The sequence below is a fragment of the Nostoc sp. T09 genome (assembly GCF_002154695.1).
Lineage (GTDB): Bacteria > Cyanobacteriota > Cyanobacteriia > Cyanobacteriales > Nostocaceae > Aulosira.
In genome coordinates, this window is the sequence record NZ_MTAV01000046.1 from 14,372 (window position 1) to 30,326 (window position 15,955).

Annotated in this window: 14 protein-coding genes; 7 read left to right on the forward strand and 7 right to left on the reverse strand. The window is 41.8% G+C overall.

Annotated elements, in window-relative coordinates:
* Nucleotides 1–44 precede the first annotated feature (44 nt).
* The 3 genes from BV372_RS11550 to BV372_RS11560 form a co-directional block, all read right to left on the reverse strand.
* Nucleotides 45–1,823, reverse strand: coding sequence for a Gldg family protein (locus tag BV372_RS11550; RefSeq protein ID WP_086686654.1), 1,779 nt, complete (start codon nt 1,821–1,823; stop codon nt 45–47).
* A 232-nt stretch (nt 1,824–2,055) separates the two neighbouring features.
* Nucleotides 2,056–2,868, reverse strand: a complete 813-nt coding sequence (locus BV372_RS11555; RefSeq protein WP_086686655.1) for an ABC transporter permease — start codon at nt 2,866–2,868, stop codon at nt 2,056–2,058.
* Entirely contained in the window at nt 2,869–3,873 is a 1,005-nt protein-coding gene (locus BV372_RS11560; RefSeq protein WP_086686656.1) for an ABC transporter ATP-binding protein, read from the reverse strand.
* A 167-nt stretch (nt 3,874–4,040) separates the two neighbouring features.
* Between BV372_RS11560 and BV372_RS11565 the strand changes: the two genes are divergently transcribed.
* From BV372_RS11565 to rnhA, 5 genes are all read left to right on the forward strand, one after another.
* Nucleotides 4,041–4,667: a Uma2 family endonuclease gene (locus tag BV372_RS11565; protein WP_086686657.1), complete on the forward strand. Its 627-nt coding sequence runs from the start codon at nt 4,041–4,043 to the stop codon at nt 4,665–4,667.
* Between the two features lie 765 nt (nt 4,668–5,432).
* On the forward strand, nt 5,433–7,334 hold the full coding sequence (locus tag BV372_RS11575; RefSeq protein WP_143845064.1) for a serine protease: 1,902 nt from the start codon (nt 5,433–5,435) through the stop codon (nt 7,332–7,334).
* Between the two features lie 2 nt (nt 7,335–7,336).
* Nucleotides 7,337–8,032 (forward strand): hypothetical protein, encoded by a 696-nt coding sequence (locus tag BV372_RS11580; protein WP_086686659.1) that lies wholly within the window; start codon nt 7,337–7,339, stop codon nt 8,030–8,032.
* 3 nt (nt 8,033–8,035) lie between these two features.
* Nucleotides 8,036–9,271, forward strand: a complete 1,236-nt coding sequence (locus BV372_RS11585; RefSeq protein ID WP_179198055.1) for a hypothetical protein — start codon at nt 8,036–8,038, stop codon at nt 9,269–9,271.
* 162 nt (nt 9,272–9,433) lie between these two features.
* Nucleotides 9,434–10,339 carry a ribonuclease HI gene (gene rnhA, locus BV372_RS11590; protein ID WP_086686660.1) on the forward strand — a complete coding sequence of 302 codons (906 nt, stop codon included), beginning with the start codon at nt 9,434–9,436 and terminating at the stop codon, nt 10,337–10,339.
* A 168-nt stretch (nt 10,340–10,507) separates the two neighbouring features.
* Here rnhA and cruG read toward each other — a convergent pair whose 3' ends face one another.
* Together cruG and cruF are read right to left on the reverse strand one after the other, a co-directional pair.
* Nucleotides 10,508–11,740: a 2'-O-glycosyltransferase CruG gene (gene cruG, locus BV372_RS11595; RefSeq protein ID WP_179198056.1), complete on the reverse strand. Its 1,233-nt coding sequence runs from the start codon at nt 11,738–11,740 to the stop codon at nt 10,508–10,510.
* A 49-nt stretch (nt 11,741–11,789) separates the two neighbouring features.
* Entirely contained in the window at nt 11,790–12,695 is a 906-nt protein-coding gene (gene cruF, locus BV372_RS11600; protein ID WP_086686661.1) for a gamma-carotene 1'-hydroxylase CruF, read from the reverse strand.
* Nucleotides 12,696–13,338: 643 nt separating this feature from the next.
* On the opposite strand from cruF, the gene BV372_RS38190 reads away from it, so the two are divergent.
* On the forward strand, nt 13,339–13,533 hold the full coding sequence (locus BV372_RS38190) for a hypothetical protein (protein WP_306298966.1): 195 nt from the start codon (nt 13,339–13,341) through the stop codon (nt 13,531–13,533).
* Nucleotides 13,534–13,578: 45 nt separating this feature from the next.
* Here BV372_RS38190 and rpmA read toward each other — a convergent pair whose 3' ends face one another.
* Entirely contained in the window at nt 13,579–13,860 is a 282-nt protein-coding gene (gene rpmA, locus BV372_RS11610; RefSeq protein ID WP_086686663.1) for a 50S ribosomal protein L27, read from the reverse strand.
* 30 nt (nt 13,861–13,890) lie between these two features.
* On the reverse strand, nt 13,891–14,274 hold the full coding sequence (rplU, locus tag BV372_RS11615) for a 50S ribosomal protein L21 (RefSeq protein WP_086686664.1): 384 nt from the start codon (nt 14,272–14,274) through the stop codon (nt 13,891–13,893).
* 578 nt (nt 14,275–14,852) lie between these two features.
* Here rplU and BV372_RS11620 point away from each other — a divergent pair.
* Entirely contained in the window at nt 14,853–15,944 is a 1,092-nt protein-coding gene (locus tag BV372_RS11620) for a DNA polymerase beta superfamily protein (protein ID WP_086686665.1), read from the forward strand.
* The last annotated feature ends 11 nt before the right edge of the window (nt 15,945–15,955 follow it).

Below are 15,955 nucleotides of genomic sequence, written 5' to 3' on the forward strand. Positions count from 1 at the left end.
CCCTCATCCCCCTTCCTGCGTCCCTGCGTCCCTACGTCCTCTTCTTAGCGTCGTTTCCACCAAATCAAAGATGCTCCTAATAACCCAATTAGGGGTAGAAGTAGTAGAGAGGATAATGTTAAAAGACTGGCTTGGGCGGCTGTGATGTTAAGGCGACGGTTTTTCGCTTCTTTGGGGCGAATTGATAAGGGTTGCTGATCCTGTTGACTCAGCCAAGTTACTGAGTTGAGAAATACATCGCCATTTAGTTGTTGTTGAAACAAGCCATCAGTAGCAAAATCCGAATTTCCGATCACCACTAACCTTGATGCAGTGGCAGTTTTTTCAGCTGGCTTCTCGGTTGGAAGTGCAGAATTAGTGGGACTGGGTAAAGGAGTAGAAGTTGGGTTAGCCTGACTGGCGGTGGTTGGTGATGGTAGTGCAGAAGGTGTAGGAGAAGGACTCGCTTTAGGTGTCCCTTGATCTCTGGCTATCGGTGATGGTAATGCCGAAGGTGTCGCTTGACCTTGAGTTGTGGGTGATGGTAATGGCGAAGGTGTGGGATTAGGTTGGCTTGCTGATGGCGCTGGGAGTTTTTTCTCCAAAGCCACGCCCAAAGTTAGCGGACCTTTCAAGTCTTTATCGGGGTTAAACTCTAATTTTTCGCTTTGTAAGTCGCTTTCTGCCCAGCTGTTGGGATAAGGTTTAGTTTGCAGCAGAGGTGTAGACACGACACCATTTACTGGCGTAATTTCCAACGGTCTAGCCAAGCGATAAAAAGAAATACCCTTGCCGAAATCTTTGGTAATTGGATGTTGTCCGTATTCTGTAATTAAAGGAACTGCTGGGCCAAGTCCTGCACCTCCCCCAGAAACATCAACGGCTAAACGATTATCCAGGCGAACACCCCAGTCTTTAAGTAAGTTATCGAGTTTGGGGTCGGTACTAGGGTCAATCATCAGCAGTAAGTTACCGCCTCGATTCAGGTATTCTTGTAAGGCTTTCACTTCACCGTCAAACAATCCACGTTTGGGGCCTGCTACTACCACAGCCGCAGCATCATTAGGAACTTTGGACTGTTCCGCTAAATTCAATGGTGAGGTTGTGAAATTTTTATCAGTTAATCCCTGCGCTGCTTGAGAAATTCCACCCTCAGCAGCTGTAAGTTGGCGTTCGCCGTGACCTTGCAAGAAGTAAACTTTAGCTGAGTTAGCAGTAGTGATTTGTTGCAGGCGATTAGTTAACCGCACTTCTGACAGTCTTTCATTTTGATTCACCACCTGCACTAACTGTCTTTTATCTTGAGATTCTAAATAAACTTCTCCGTAATCTTTAACACCAAATTTTTCTGCCAATCCTGGTCTAGCTTGCGGATCGATATACTCAAATTGAAACTTTGAACTTTGCCTGTTGTAATTTTCTAGCAAATCCCGGTCTTGGGAATTCTGAGTCACATCAAAAATCCAGACTTTTACTGGCTGTGCTAGATTATGCACTAATTCCCGCGATTGAGGTGCAAGGGTAAATAACTGCGTTTCTGTTAAATCTGCACGGTAGTGGTAGCGAGTACCCAAAAAGTTAATTAGCCCTAAAATTGCCAATACTGCTATGGTTGCAACTAAAGCATTAGTCCCTGCTTGGGTTGAACGTCGCCCCCACCATTGACTTTCCTGACTTTGCACAATTATCCACAAGCCAATGACCACAATTCCAGTAAATAGTAATGCTATGGAAATTGGCCCCCAATTTGATGCAACTAACCCAGAAGTTAAGCCCGCAACTAATAGAAAAGGGCCAAGCCAAAACAGATATTTCCAAAGTTTCTTTTTAGCAACGATTTTCATGTGATTTGTTAATTGTCATTGGTCATTGGTCATTAGTCATTGGTCATTGGTCATTTGTCCTGGATAATATAGCTGGAACTAAATATCAAATGTCATTGCGACTGTAAAGAAGTGGAGCGCAGCAATTGCAAGGATGGAGGATTGCTTTGCTTTTCAGGCAATAACGGAATATGTTGTGTTTATTTAGCTCCATCTATTTAAAAAATAATGACAAATGGCAAAGGACAAATGACTATTGACGCTGAAAACGTAATGCATCAATTGATTGAGATGTCAGAAAGACACCCAAAAAAATGTAACTAACAAATAAAAGTATGGCGCTGGTATCAAAAATGCCTTGAATAAGAGTATTGAAATGTCTCAGCAAGGAGATGTAGCTCAAAGCTTCTCCAATAGGACCAGGGAAGGTTTTAGCAATTAAATCAACGAATAACAGCAGTAAAATGACTGCAAAGGTGAAGACTGCCGAGAGAATTGTACTGTCTGTTAACGATGAAATAAACATTCCCAAAGATAAAATTGCTGCTGCTAGTAAGATTAATCCTAAATGACCTAACAAAAGAATTGCAGGTGTCATTGGTGGATTTGAGCTACTAATAACAAACGCTTCAATTACTACTAAGGGCACAATCATTGTGACAAAAAAAGTCAGCACCCCTAATAATTTACCAACAGCTACCGCCCAGTTTGTGACTGGTGACGTTGCTAATAGTTCTAAAGTGCCACGCTTACGTTCTTCGGCATAAAGCCCCATTGAGAGAATTGGCAGCACAAATAATAATAGCCACCCCATACGGTCTAAAAACGCTCGCACAAATTCATAAGGAACATCGATTGGCGGTACTGGTACGCCCATTTGTTGTCCTTGTAAATCTAAGGCGGTGATTGTTGGCAAAATCCCGTCTGGCCCTAGCAAAATCATGATTAAGAACAACCCAGATAAAAACCAGAATATGCCAGCAATTACATAAGCCAAAGGCGATACAAAATAACTCTGCAATTCCCGGCGATAAATGGCGATAATATTACTCAGTACTATACCCATCTACGCGGCTTCTCCTTGTGTGACTGCTGAGTCTTCTATAGACTCTAAATTCTTTTCTTCTGTTGTCAGTTGCAAGAACACATCTTCTAAGGTAGCGCTGACACGCCGCATTTCATGTAAAGCGAATCCCGCACGCACCAATGTTGTGGCTATATGCTTTCCTGGTTCGGTTCCCGGTTGCGATATTACCCGCAAATAAGCGCGGTTTTCTTGCGGTGGGTGATGACTCCCCGCCGTCGGAATTGATTCTACCAGACTCACACCAGATATATTTTGCAGTACTTGCTTTGCTAGGGCAGCTTCTCCCTCAATCTCTAACTCATATCCAGAACCACCTGTCAACTGTGTCATGAGATTTTCTGGTGTATTAGTGGCGACTACTTTACCGCGATTGATAATGGCAACACGGCTACAGGTCATACTCACTTCTGGGAGAATGTGGGTAGAAAGAATGATTGTATGAGTTCCGGCGAGGCTTTTAATTAAATTCCGCACCTCAATAATTTGCCGGGGGTCGAGTCCTACCGTCGGTTCATCTAAAATGATTGCTGGTGGATCGTGAACGATCGCCTGAGCAATCCCCACTCTTTGACGATATCCTTTAGAAAGCTTGCGGATAATTACCTTACGCTTATCGTCTAAATTACAGCGGGCGATCGCGGCTGTCACTTTATTATTGCGATCGCCTGCGGATACTCCCTTAATTCTGGCAACAAAATGCAAAAATCCCTCCACCGTCATATCTGGATATAACGGCGGTGTTTCTGGTAAATAACCAATCCGTTGCCGCACAGATAGAGAATTCTCATGGACATCAAAGCCTGCAATCTTCGCCGTGCCCTTGGTTGCTGGTAAATAACCCGCTAAAATCCGCATAGTAGTAGTTTTACCAGCGCCATTCGGCCCTAAAAACCCTAAAATCTCCCCAGGTTCGACGCTAAAAGTCACATCAGAAATTGCTGGGGTAGAACCGTATATTTTACTTAGATGCTCAACTTCAATCATCAGTCTCAGGCGATCGCATTTTTAGAGAATACCCAACAATACTAGATCATGATGTTTTGATTGCAAGCATTTAAGAAGGGAACGGGGAACAGGGGACAAGGGAAGGGGGATGAGGGAAGGGAGAAATGACAAATCACAAATGAAGCGATATAGAAGGCAATAAATTTATGGCTCAAACCTTACGCAAACTAGTTACATTCGATGAATTCGTTGCTAAATACCCAGATAACTCTGGAAAACGTTATGAACTGCATGATGGAGTCGTTGTAGAGATGTCCCAGCCTACAGGTGAACACGAAGAAGTTGTAGGTTTTTTGGCACTAAATATATCTATCGAAATTGGGCGACTAAAACTTCCCTACTTCATTCCCAAAACAGCGTTGGTTAAACCATTGGAGAGTGAATCAGCTTACTCGCCAGATGTGCTGTTATTAAATCGGCCCAATTTAGTCAATGAACCACTCTGGAAAAAAGACTCTACTGTAAGCCATGCCGAATCTATACCGTTGTTGATTGAAGTGGTTAGCACTAACTGGCGTGATGATTATCTAACAAAAGTGGCTGCTTATGAAACAGTGGGAATTCCCGAATACTGGATTGTAGATTATGCCGCTTTAGGCGGTAAGCGGTTTATTGGCAATCCTAAACAACCGACTATCTCGATTTACTCGTTAGTCGAGGGAGAATACCAAATCCAGCAGTTCCTTGGTGGTGAACGCATTATCTCACCCACCTTCCCGGAATTGAATTTAACCGCCGAACAGATTTTTCAAGCTGGAGGTGTGCAAATCTAGCCATGAGTGCGATCAAACTGTAGAGTTTGAGAAAGCAATATATCTGTTTGCTTGCGGAAAACACCAAAATGAGTGCGTGATTTACCGAAACGAGTAAGCGTTTAGGCTTAATGAGTAGGTAATAAGGCATTTTGCCTGCGGAAAACACTACAATGAGTGCGTGATTTACCAAAATGAGAAGGCATTAAGGCTTAATGAGTAGGCAATAAGGCATTTTACTTGCGGAAAACACCAAAATGAGAAGGTAGTAAGGCATTTTGAGAAGGTGTTAAGGCTTAATGAGTAGGCAATAAGGCATTTTGCCTTCTAAAAATACTAAAATAAGCCAGAAAATCAAAATTTTGATGACTAAATTAGACTTTATATGTTTTTTTGATGAAGTAATGAGTGATGGCGATCGCCAAGCATAAAACTTTTTCTTCTAGAAAAACCACAAAAGCTGATGGCAACGCTTGGCTTGTGGGCTGATGCGTGTTTGGATTGTAAATTTTTGCGTTAAGACTGTAATTTGAAATACAAATAGCAAAAAATAATGATAACACTCATGAGTAAATATACAACTTAAGTGCGTAATATTTTAAGACATTTAATTACCAGAAAATCCCACAATCATAAAAAATATTAATTCTACTTTTTAGTTATTTTTATGACGGTATTTAATCACTATATACACAAGTATAAATTGAGAATAATAAGCCCCATAGTTTTATCAAAAACTAGTTTATATATTTAAAAATATAGATTTTATATTTATTGGGGTGGACTGTGATAGATCCTAAAATAATTGCCTCATTTTTAAGCGTATCTCTGGCTACAACACCTCAATTAGCATCTACCAAGACCACTGTTGAACAGCTATTTCAACAAGGCAATGCAGTCCAAGAAGCAGGAAAATATTCAGAAGCTGAAGCAATTTGGCATAGAGTCTTGCGAATAGATCCTAACAATTTTGTTGCTTACTACAATCTGGGTTGTGCACTATATAAGCAGAAGAAACTAGAACAAGCGATCGCTGCCTACGAAAAAGCCATCCAACTCAACCCCAAAAATGCTGATGCTTATGTAGGTATGGCAGATGCGCTGTTTTCTCAGAAAAAACTAGAACAAGCGATTGCTGCCTACAAAAAAGCTATCCAACTTAATCCCAAAAATGCTGATGTTTACCTTGCTCTGGGGGTTGTATTATATGAGCAAAACAAACCAGAACAAGCGATCGCTGCCTATGAAAAAGCTATTCAAATTAATCCTGAAAAAGCTGATTCTTACGTATTTGTACTAATTTTACTATATGGGCAGAAGAATCCAGAACTATTGATCGCCATCTACGAAAAAGCTATCCAACTTAATCCCAAAAAAGCTGATACTTACATAGGTATGGTAATTTTGCTATATGGGCAGAAGAATCCAGAACTATTGATCGCTATCTGCGAAAAAGTTATCCAACTTAATCCCAAAAATGCTAATGCTTACCTTGTTATGGGGGCTGCATTATATGAGCATAAAAAGCTAGAAGTAGCGATTGCTGCCTATGAAAAAGCTATCCAACTTAATCCTAAAGATACTAATACTTACGCTTTTTTCGGAGCTATTTTATATGGGCAGAAAAAACCAGAAGAAGCGATCGCTGCTATGCAAAAACTCATTCAACTCAACCCCAACGGCTCTGTTGCTTATGCTTTTCTGGGGATTATGCTGCATCAGCAGAAGAAAGTAGAACTAGCGATCGCCAACTATCGACAAGCTCTTAACCTACCAAATTATAAATTTGGAACTTACCCCACTGCCCATACTTTCGCTCACAATGGTTTAGGCGTAGCGTTCCAACAGCAAGGGAAGTTAAAAGAAGCGATCGCAGAGTTTAAACAGGCAATTGCTTTAGGCCCGAATTATGTAACAGCCCAAAACAATCTTAAGGAAGCAGAACGACTGTTGGCATTGCGACGGAATCCACCTTTAGCAATCGTAGACGATCGCCAATGGTTGCCTAGTCCCAAAGATGAACCTTTAGTTGGTGTCTTGCGTTCTGTTGTGCGGATTGTTGCCGAAATTCCCACCGGAAATAATATTGGTGCTGGTTGGGTAGTGAAACGTGAGGGAAACACAGCCTGGATTCTCACCAACCGCCATGTAATCACCGATGCACAACGCACAAAACGCCCCAGCGAAAAAATTGAGTTGGAATTTTACAGCCAACCGCCTCGCGGTAAGTTTCTCCCCCGCTACAAAGCTAAAATTCTGCAAATTACAAATACCAATGACTCCATAGATTTAGCCTTACTCGAAGTTACAGATATTCCTGAAGATATCCAGCCCTTACCAATGTATTCCGGGAGTGTGCGGCGTACTACTGAAGTCATCGTAATTGGTCATCCCAGCAATGGCGCTGACTGGACTACCGAATCTGGCAAGATTAGCAATGTCATATCTCAAGAAAACAAACTACAAATCACAGCCACCCTTGCAGAAGGTAATTCTGGCGGGCCAATCATTGATAAAGAGAAACAACAAGTTATCGGTATTGTAGTGCAGATTAATGATTCTAATCAGCAACTACAGGATGCTACTAAAATTCTAATTGCATCTCAAACCCCTGCCACGGGTGGCTTTGGTTTCGCCTATGACATGAATGTAGTAATTGAAAAACTGCGGAAATGGGGAATACCCTAACTATGAAATATCAATTTCTATTCACGAGTTTATTTGTTTTCAGCCTTAGCACCCTTCCAGCCCAAGCTTGTCCTAATGGCAATCCTCAAACAACTGCCTATATTCGCCGGGAGAACAACCGTTGCGAAGGTATTCAATCTAGAGATGTTGTGAGTGGCATTAACTTAATTTCCATTGTTACTCGTGGTATTACCAGCTATCCCAACCTCCTCACCCTAGTAATTCCCCGCCTCGGTAACAGCACCCCAGAGTTAAAAGTACAATCATTGAGCAAAAATTATCTATTAGATAACCTATCTTTGAAGCCAAGTCAGGGTCGCTTTAGTTTTACCTTAAAACCAGAGGTTTTAAATAAAGCCAAAGTTCCACCAAACAGTCTACGCGCCTTAGCTGAAGTCAACTCAGTTTATCTACCTGTAACTATTGGAAAACCCTCAGGACAATATGAATTTGTATTCTATACTTCCTATCGGTCAAAATTCTCCACTTTTGAAATTCTGCGTAATGGCACAGTTGTCCACAGCAGTTCTCTTAATAATGCCCGAGATGGAGAAATAGCCTTTACCTGGAATGCACGCAAAGCGCCATCCGGTCGCTATGAAGTTCATGTGATAGCCGAACAAGAAAGAATTGGTAGACCATCGGAAAAATTTGAGCGGCGTTTTAACTTTGAACACAACCCTAACTGGCTGAAATAAATCATGGCACTGAGACAAAAGACTAGCTGGTTACTACGAGGCATGAAGAATTTCATCATTATATTGGTGCGCTTTGTCTCTGCCAGCATCAATTACATTCGCCAGAGTTTCAGCCATTTAAAAAAATATTTAGCTGGCAAAAAGCTAGTCATTTTTGTTTTATTTTTACTTATAACCTGTGGTCTTATCAGCCTTGCTGCCCTCCTTCCTAGTACTCATATCTTTGAAGGTAATCTCATAGTAGAAGAAATGAGTTTTACCTATGACGATCGGCAACCTAAACTTTTTCTCCAATCAATACGCCATATTAGTAGCTTAGAAAGCGAAGGCATTCAATCTTTAACTTTCACAGGCAAATTTACCAGCGCATCCTCGCCACAACTTAATCAGTTAAACACCCTCAAAGTGGAACTAACTGATAGCAAAAGTAGATTAATTATCACTCCAGCCAACTCAAAAGAAACCAGTGAAATAGACCTCAACGAACTCAGGCTACAACCCAATACTAAAGTAATGGGCTTGAGTTACGACTTTTACCGCCGGAGACTGGCTTTTTCTCTGCAACCTCAACCCACACCAGAGTTAGGCAATCAACCCAATAGCTTGCAAATTTATTTAGGAGAACAGCCACTTAAAATTATTTTAGAAGGTTATAAATTACCTGGGACAAATTTACCCAAAAATCCAGATGAGCAAGCACCATTAGAATTTAATTTGAATCCTGATAATAAAGAATTAAATTTAAAAATTAATCAAGATAACACTATTTATCTCACCACATCTAAACTGCCAGAAGATAATGATGTGCAATGGTTTCGCGGCAAAATTGCCACCAAAGATGTGAAATTTCAGCGTTTAGAAAGAAGTGGTGATATTAGGGATGATTTGGCTATTTCTACTATTGTTGAAGGCAAAGTTCGCATGGCAGAGCAGGAACGAGAAATTAAACAAAATCAATTTCTCATGTCAGAAAAACCTGATGTTCCTTTAAATATAGAATTGATCCGCCATCTTCAGATTGTCCCCAAAAAAGGTTTAGAAGTTCGCTTTGCTGGTAAAACTCAACAGCTTAAAATAGGCCTAGATAAAGATTTTCCAGTTTCCACCATCCAAGGTAGCCGATTAGACGGCATTCTCCCCCGTGATGCGATAATTGCTATCTTCTCTTTCGCTGCTGGTACGATTACCTTGTTATTATCTTATCTAATTGAGAAGGCCTCAAATTCCAAATCAAAATAGTACATTAGATTTATTAGATTTCTACAACCATCAATTATCAAGCTAGTTCACATTTCATCGGCGTTGCATTTTCATCCACTTGATTTTTGCTGCGCTAACATATATAGTTCTTCGCATCTTTCGCCGCTAAATTACTTAACGTACCAACGCGGTTAGTTCACCATGTCCCAACGCACAATCCAAAGCATATACACCGATGGCGCTTGTACAGGAAATCCTGGCCCTGGGGGTTGGGGTGTTGTCGTCTACTTCAGTGATGGCTCAGTTCACGAAATAGGCGATGCATCTTCCCACACAACCAACAATAAAATGGAGATGCAAGCTGCGATCGCAGCTCTCCAATTTCTGCACACATCTGGACAAACTCAACCAATCACGCTGTATACCGATAGCGAATACCTAATCAACTCCGTTACCAAATGGATCAAAGGTTGGAAAAAGAAAGGTTGGAAAAAAGCAGATGGCAAACCCGTGCAAAACCAAGACCTTTTAGAAACTTTGGACGAACTTAATAGCCATACAGTAAAGTGGGAATATGTTAGGGGTCATTCTGGTAACGTAGGTAACGAGCGCTGCGATGTGATTGCTCGTGCTTTTGCTAGTGGCAAAGTCCCATCTCTCAAACAATCTTCCCTGACAGATTCTCGCCAATCTTTACCACAGACAAATCAAATAAATGTAGCAGAAGTAACTGAATCTCCAGCAACCTCTACAATAATTGACACAAGGAAACAAGAAATCAGTACTCTTGCATCACATGTAACTATTATGGAGCCAACTATCGCAACTTCTCCTGCCCCGATTGATGCTAAACCACCTGAAATGAGAGTGGCACAACTACGCGACCTCGTCGAAACTCTACGTATTGCTGACGAAATCGCCACCAAAGGCTATTTGATCACCAGTTCGGAACTCGCCGACCTTATGGATGTTCACGCTAGCGCTGTTACCAGTCGCGGAGACCAATGGCGCTGGCGAAACTGGATCGTCTCACGGGTACGACGTGAAGGTAATCAAATTCTCTGGGAGCTAGAACGCGGCGATCGGGTAGGAGGTGAGGAGGAGTAGCAGGGGAGCAGGGGGACAAGGGAGTGTGGGGAGTGTGGGAAGTGTGGGGAGAAATGTGACAAGGAAGACAAGGAAGATAAGGGAGAAATAACTATTGACCTTTGACTCTTGACTCTTGCCCAATGCCCAATACCCAATGCCCAATGCCCAATCACTATTGACTATTGACTATTGACTATACTTTCTCCCCCGCCATTCGCGTGGAGTGCGAAAAGCAGATAGAAAGATTCGCAGCACAGCTATAGGATCTGCTAAAGGTGAAAGCCAGAACAACCAGCCACCTTTAGCAGTTGTGCGGTCATAGGAAGGTGCGATCGCTAATAGCATGGCAAAGCGAATCACTAGCAGAAATACATTTAGCCCCAACAACAGTAGCAGGGGAAGCGGAACAAACTGGGGGGCAACTAAGAAATAAGTTAGTAAAATTGGCAGAGGTAAACCTTGCACTGCTGAGAGTAGCCATAAATCCCCCCAAATCTGAGCGCGGGGAGATGCATCTTTGAGGTCGAGGCTGCGTCCCCATTCTTTCCATGTCTCTATAGCCCCCTCATACATTCGCACCTTCAGCACCTTCGCGCCATCTAAAAAGCCCACCTTAAATCCTTGAGCCGCAATATACCGGGCTAAGGTGACATCATCACAAAAAGAACTACTGGCACTTGTATAACCGTTCACCGCAGCTAAAACTGAACGACGGCATAAAAAGCACTGCCCATTAGCCATGACCCGTTCTGGCTGTTCTGTATTGACACCAGCCGGATCAAATCGGTAAAGCAGAGTCATTAACAATGCTGGTTGTAGCCAACATTCTCCTGGATATTTAAGAATAAATTGAGGTGAAAGCGATACCAAGTCATAACCTTGTGCTTCGGCTGTTTGCACCAACCCAGCTATCAAGCCATGATGAGGTATAGTATCGGCATCCATCCCTAAAAACCATTGACTTTCTTTAGCAGTCTGCAAAAAGCCATTATGTAAAGCCCACGGACGACCCACCCAACCAAGGGGTAAGGGATCATCTGTAAATAAGCGAAAGCGAGGGTCTTGCTGTTGCGCAGCTTTTACCAAGTCAGGTGTACCATCGTGAGATCTACTGTCTACAACGATCGCTTCCCGGAGTTCGTAACTTTGCTGACTCAAGCCTGCTAAAAGTGGGCTAATACGCAAAGCCTCATTGAGCGTTGGAACCACGACGCTGACGCTACCCAAATTGTCTGGTGTTGGTTGTTGGGGTTGGATAGGAGGATAGCGTCTTGGCCCCTTTACCAAGCGTGATAGTAGAATCGCTGTGGCTGGTAATTGAAGTAATAGTAATAAAACCGATAGAGTGCTAACTGATATCAAAGCATCATCCAGTGTAAAAATATTTCGTCCTTGAATTGGGCATGGGGCATGGGGCATGGGGCATTTGTCCTCCTTGTCCCTTTCCCATTCCCTAATTCCCAGTTTCCTACTTCAAAGCCACTTTGACCTGTGCTACTGAAATTTCCTGAGTTGCAGATTCTACAGCCAGGGCTTGCCCATTTGTACCTTGCCACCAAAGTGCTACAGCCGGAGCCACACCCAGCAACAAACCTAGTAATACAGGAATGGAGAAGCCAGCGGCTAAACTCATAACGGTAGCGAAGCCAAAGTTACTTAAATAAACTACCAAAGGTAAATTGAGCTGCGATCGCTCTAATTTAATCGGGTTATTTCGCCACAGTAATGCTGCCACAGTCATAAAGAGTGCTCCTGTACCCATCCAGCCAGCAAAGTTTTGGTAGGGCATTCCAAAGAAAGGACCTGGTTGTTGCCAATACCAGAAGGGAAGGGAAGTTTGGCTCATAGCAGGATCGAGCACAAAATCCCAAGAAGTTAATAATAAAGCACCCAAAGCGATCGCACCTGTATGACGCAACAAGCTGGGTTTTTTATCTACCTCTAAACCAGCACGCGCCAAGAGGTAAGAGACGCATCCCACATAAAACCACGACAAGGGAATTGTGAACGGAACTAAACCTGCTATTTTATAGCCCAGTCCACTTAAGTAACTATAGTGACCAAAAGGAAAGCCAGTGCTGGTTCCCGACAGTTCACTTCCTAGGGAAATAAACACTGATGGCAGCATAAATGCCAATGCGCGACCCAATCCCAACGTCCGGTAGGCATATAAAAAGACCGCCGCCGCACCCAAAATCATATAAACCACACCGCCTCCAGCCATACTCCACTGCATGACGGTCTGTCCAACCTCGGTTAGGTTCATAATTACTTCAGCATTCGGCACGACTAGTAGTATGCCTACAAGTCCAAACACCATCGACACGATATGACCAATAAGGCATACGCGCTCAGCAATAACAAGTTGTCTCATGATAATTCCTTAACAAGATGTGACACGCGGCTACTCGGCTGCTAACAGTTTACAAATGTTTAAGAAAAAATTTAACTAATTTGTCTGCGAATTTTCTGTAAATTTGTTTGGTTATTTTGACAACAGCATAATCAACGATTGCTAGAAGCTAGAAAATATAAGATGATAAAGATATAGTCTACGGCATTAGATTAAAAATCTATACCACTGACTTCAAACGTTCCTTGACTCTGCGATCAGCTCATACCCACAGAACAAAACAGTCCTACATAAAGGATCGGATTGAGGGGAAAAGACTATTAGAAAATATGCCCACTCTCCAAAATCAAGCTTTTAGTTACCTCACATACTTGTGGAACAATAGCTTGACTTGCTACCAAATATTTAACCCATGTTGATTGTGCAACGAGTTCCTTGGGTTTCCCTGACACTATTACTACTTAGCTACAGTACTTTAGGCTGGGTGATATCCGAGACAAAAGCTCCTTTGTTTGTCTGGGCAATAACTGTACTGGGTATCTTGCTTTTTGTGGGAAGCTTAACTGTCCCCTGGACTAATATGACAAAAGTTTCTAGTACCGTATTTAAATCAAGTACTAGGACTTTTTTATTTTCAGTTTTCGCAGCTTTCTTGTTCTTTATAATGCTTGCCTGGTTTCGGATGTTTCTTGACACCTTGCTAATCGTTGCTGCGGCTATCTTGGCGAGAATAGACTTTCAATCAGCTGGGTTTAAGCAAGGAAAAGCCTTTTGGATCACATCTGTGCTTTCATTAGCAGGTTTAGCCTTGGGCGCAGGAATGCAAATGGTATTAGTTCGCCACTTGTTTATCCATTGAAAATAAATGTTGTCGGGTGGGCAATTCATTACCCACCCTATTTGTTTAGCTAGCGGTTGACTCAGCAACCGCAGCTGGTGCGTAAACACTAACTTTCTTACGGGTTTTACCTTTTCTTTCAAAGGTTACAACGCCATCAATTAAAGCAAATAGAGTATCATCGCTACCAATGCCGACATTGTTACCGGGGTGAAATTTCGTACCACGCTGACGTACCAAAATGTTTCCAGCTCGGACAACTTGACCGCCGTAGCGTTTTACACCTAGACGTTGAGCATTCGAGTCACGACCGTTGCGTGTACTACCTGTTCCTTTCTTATGAGCCATAATTTCCCTTTGTGATTTAACTTTTATTGATTATTCAGCAGCGGTTTCTTCAGAAGAAGTTTCAGCGGTTGTTGCTGCTTGGGCTACTAACACAGCACCATTGAGGTTAATAGAGTTAATCATCAGTCTAGTGATTTCCTGGCGATGTCCGCGCTTTTTGCGGGTTTTCTTTTTCGGCTTCATTTTGTATACCAGGACTTTACGACCTCTAAAATGTCGTACCACTGTCCCTTCTACAGTCGCCCCATCCACTAGTGGCTGTCCGATGTTGACTTCGCCGTCGTGTTGTATTAGTAATACCTTGTCTATTGTAACTTTCTCATCTGGTTCGGCAGTCAGTAGCTCAATATCGTAGAATCGACCAGCCTCAACTTTTATTTGTTTGCCGCCAGTTTCAATAATTGCGTAAGTCATGGAATTGTCCTTGAGGTTGCCGTACAGGTAGCTGGCTTGTGTCTCCTGTAGAGATGCGATTTAGCGCTTTTGCCAGCTTTTGCGGTATGTCTACCTGATCCGAGCAGGAATTAGACAGACAATCTAAAATATTATTTTATTAATAGGTATAGAGTCAATACCTTATACCAATTTTGGATTTTGCGAAAAGTTGAGCCAGTGTGTTGCGGAGCCAGTTGCGTGGGCGGATCTCCCGACTTGAGCAAACTTTTCAAGACAGCTTTTGGGTTAAAGTCTTGCTCTCAAAGCTGTTTGAGCGATCGCTGTGTAGGTTTGCAAAAAAAACATCAGATTTTCTCAAAAAATTTTGACTAGATTGGCGAAATAGAGATTTGTGCTGGTGTAGTTAGTTGAGACACAGAACAGCACCGAAAAGTCTGAGCAGCAAATCTCGTTGCTCAGATTTTCTCTATGACTCTGTTTAGGTGCAACAAAGAAGAAAGAATTTTTTGCTTAATTTGTCAAAGCCTGCCGATAATTAACTCTTATAGCGCCCCAATCGCTCATGAGTTAGGATGGCTATATTTTAATTACCTAAGATGAGAAGAATCGAAGTTGAACAAAGAACAATATTGATTGGTTTAGCAGGTAGCCACGGCTATGGATTAAATCGTCCTGATTCTGACTTTGATTATCGGGGTGTGTTTATTGCGCCTAAAAAATATTACTTGGGATTTGATCGCATAGAACAAAAAGAAAATGGCTGGGATGAACCAGGAATATTTCCTTTTTTGGATAACAATAAAGATACAGTTATCTATGAATTAAGAAAAATTCTTCATTTATTAGCTGGAGCTAATCCTAATGTTTTAGAATTGCTGTGGTTACATAACTATCCTGTACTAACAAATGTAGGGCAGCATTTAATTAAGCACAAACAGCTATTTTTAACTAAGAAAGTAAAACATACCTACTCTGGTTATGCTTTTGCTCAAATTAAAAAAATGGAAACTCATCGGAAGTGGCTATTAAATCCACCTCAGAAAAAGCCACTACCATCTGACTTTGGAATAGAAGACGAATTACCACTAATTAAAGATGAGCTAAATGCTTTTCTAGAATATCTTTATCTGTTAATTAGAGGACGGATTGAGTTTCTAGAAGAAGCTGAACAATTATATCAACTGCTGACAGCAGATATTGATTTCAAAGGAGTACTTAAACAATATACTTTACCCGATGAAACACTGGAATACACACAAAAGCTAACTAATAGTCGCAAAGATTTTATTCGCCTACTTCAAAAAAGCCAAACTTATCAAGTAGCTTTAAGAGAATGGAAAGCTTACTTATCATGGCAGGAAAATCGAAATCCAGCTAGGGCAGAAATGGAAAGAAAGTCGGGTTTTGACCTGAAGCATGGTATGCACTGCATTAGACTGCTACGCAGTGGACTCGAAATCTTGCAACGAGGAGAAGTGACTGTTGATAGAAGAATAGCTGGTGATGTAGAAGATTTAAAAGCTATTCTTCAAGGTGCATATTCTTATGATCAGGTGATGAAAATGGCGGAAGAATTGGTTGCTAAAATGGAAACTGCTTACGAACAATCAACCCTTCCCCATAAACCAGACTTAGAACAAATTAATGAATTGTCTATGGAACTAGTGGAGATGCAAGGATGGAGTTAATAGTCAAGGGA

Excerpts from the sequence above, each read along its gene's own strand:
- cruG (WP_179198056.1), bottom strand. The coding sequence starts at position 11,740 with ATGCCCCATGCCCCATGCCCAATTCAAGGACGAAATATTTTTACACTG.
- BV372_RS11585 (WP_179198055.1), top strand. The coding sequence starts at position 8,036 with ATGGCACTGAGACAAAAGACTAGCTGGTTACTACGAGGCATGAAGAAT.
- BV372_RS11565 (WP_086686657.1), top strand. The coding sequence starts at position 4,041 with ATGGCTCAAACCTTACGCAAACTAGTTACATTCGATGAATTCGTTGCT.
- rpmA (WP_086686663.1), bottom strand. The coding sequence starts at position 13,860 with ATGGCTCATAAGAAAGGAACAGGTAGTACACGCAACGGTCGTGACTCG.
- rnhA (WP_086686660.1), top strand. The coding sequence starts at position 9,434 with ATGTCCCAACGCACAATCCAAAGCATATACACCGATGGCGCTTGTACA.
- BV372_RS11560 (WP_086686656.1), bottom strand. The coding sequence starts at position 3,873 with ATGATTGAAGTTGAGCATCTAAGTAAAATATACGGTTCTACCCCAGCA.
- rplU (WP_086686664.1), bottom strand. The coding sequence starts at position 14,274 with ATGACTTACGCAATTATTGAAACTGGCGGCAAACAAATAAAAGTTGAG.
- BV372_RS11620 (WP_086686665.1), top strand. The coding sequence starts at position 14,853 with ATGAGAAGAATCGAAGTTGAACAAAGAACAATATTGATTGGTTTAGCA.
- BV372_RS11555 (WP_086686655.1), bottom strand. The coding sequence starts at position 2,868 with ATGGGTATAGTACTGAGTAATATTATCGCCATTTATCGCCGGGAATTG.
- cruF (WP_086686661.1), bottom strand. The coding sequence starts at position 12,695 with ATGAGACAACTTGTTATTGCTGAGCGCGTATGCCTTATTGGTCATATC.
- BV372_RS11550 (WP_086686654.1), bottom strand. The coding sequence starts at position 1,823 with ATGAAAATCGTTGCTAAAAAGAAACTTTGGAAATATCTGTTTTGGCTT.
- BV372_RS11580 (WP_086686659.1), top strand. The coding sequence starts at position 7,337 with ATGAAATATCAATTTCTATTCACGAGTTTATTTGTTTTCAGCCTTAGC.
- BV372_RS38190 (WP_306298966.1), top strand. The coding sequence starts at position 13,339 with ATGCTTGCCTGGTTTCGGATGTTTCTTGACACCTTGCTAATCGTTGCT.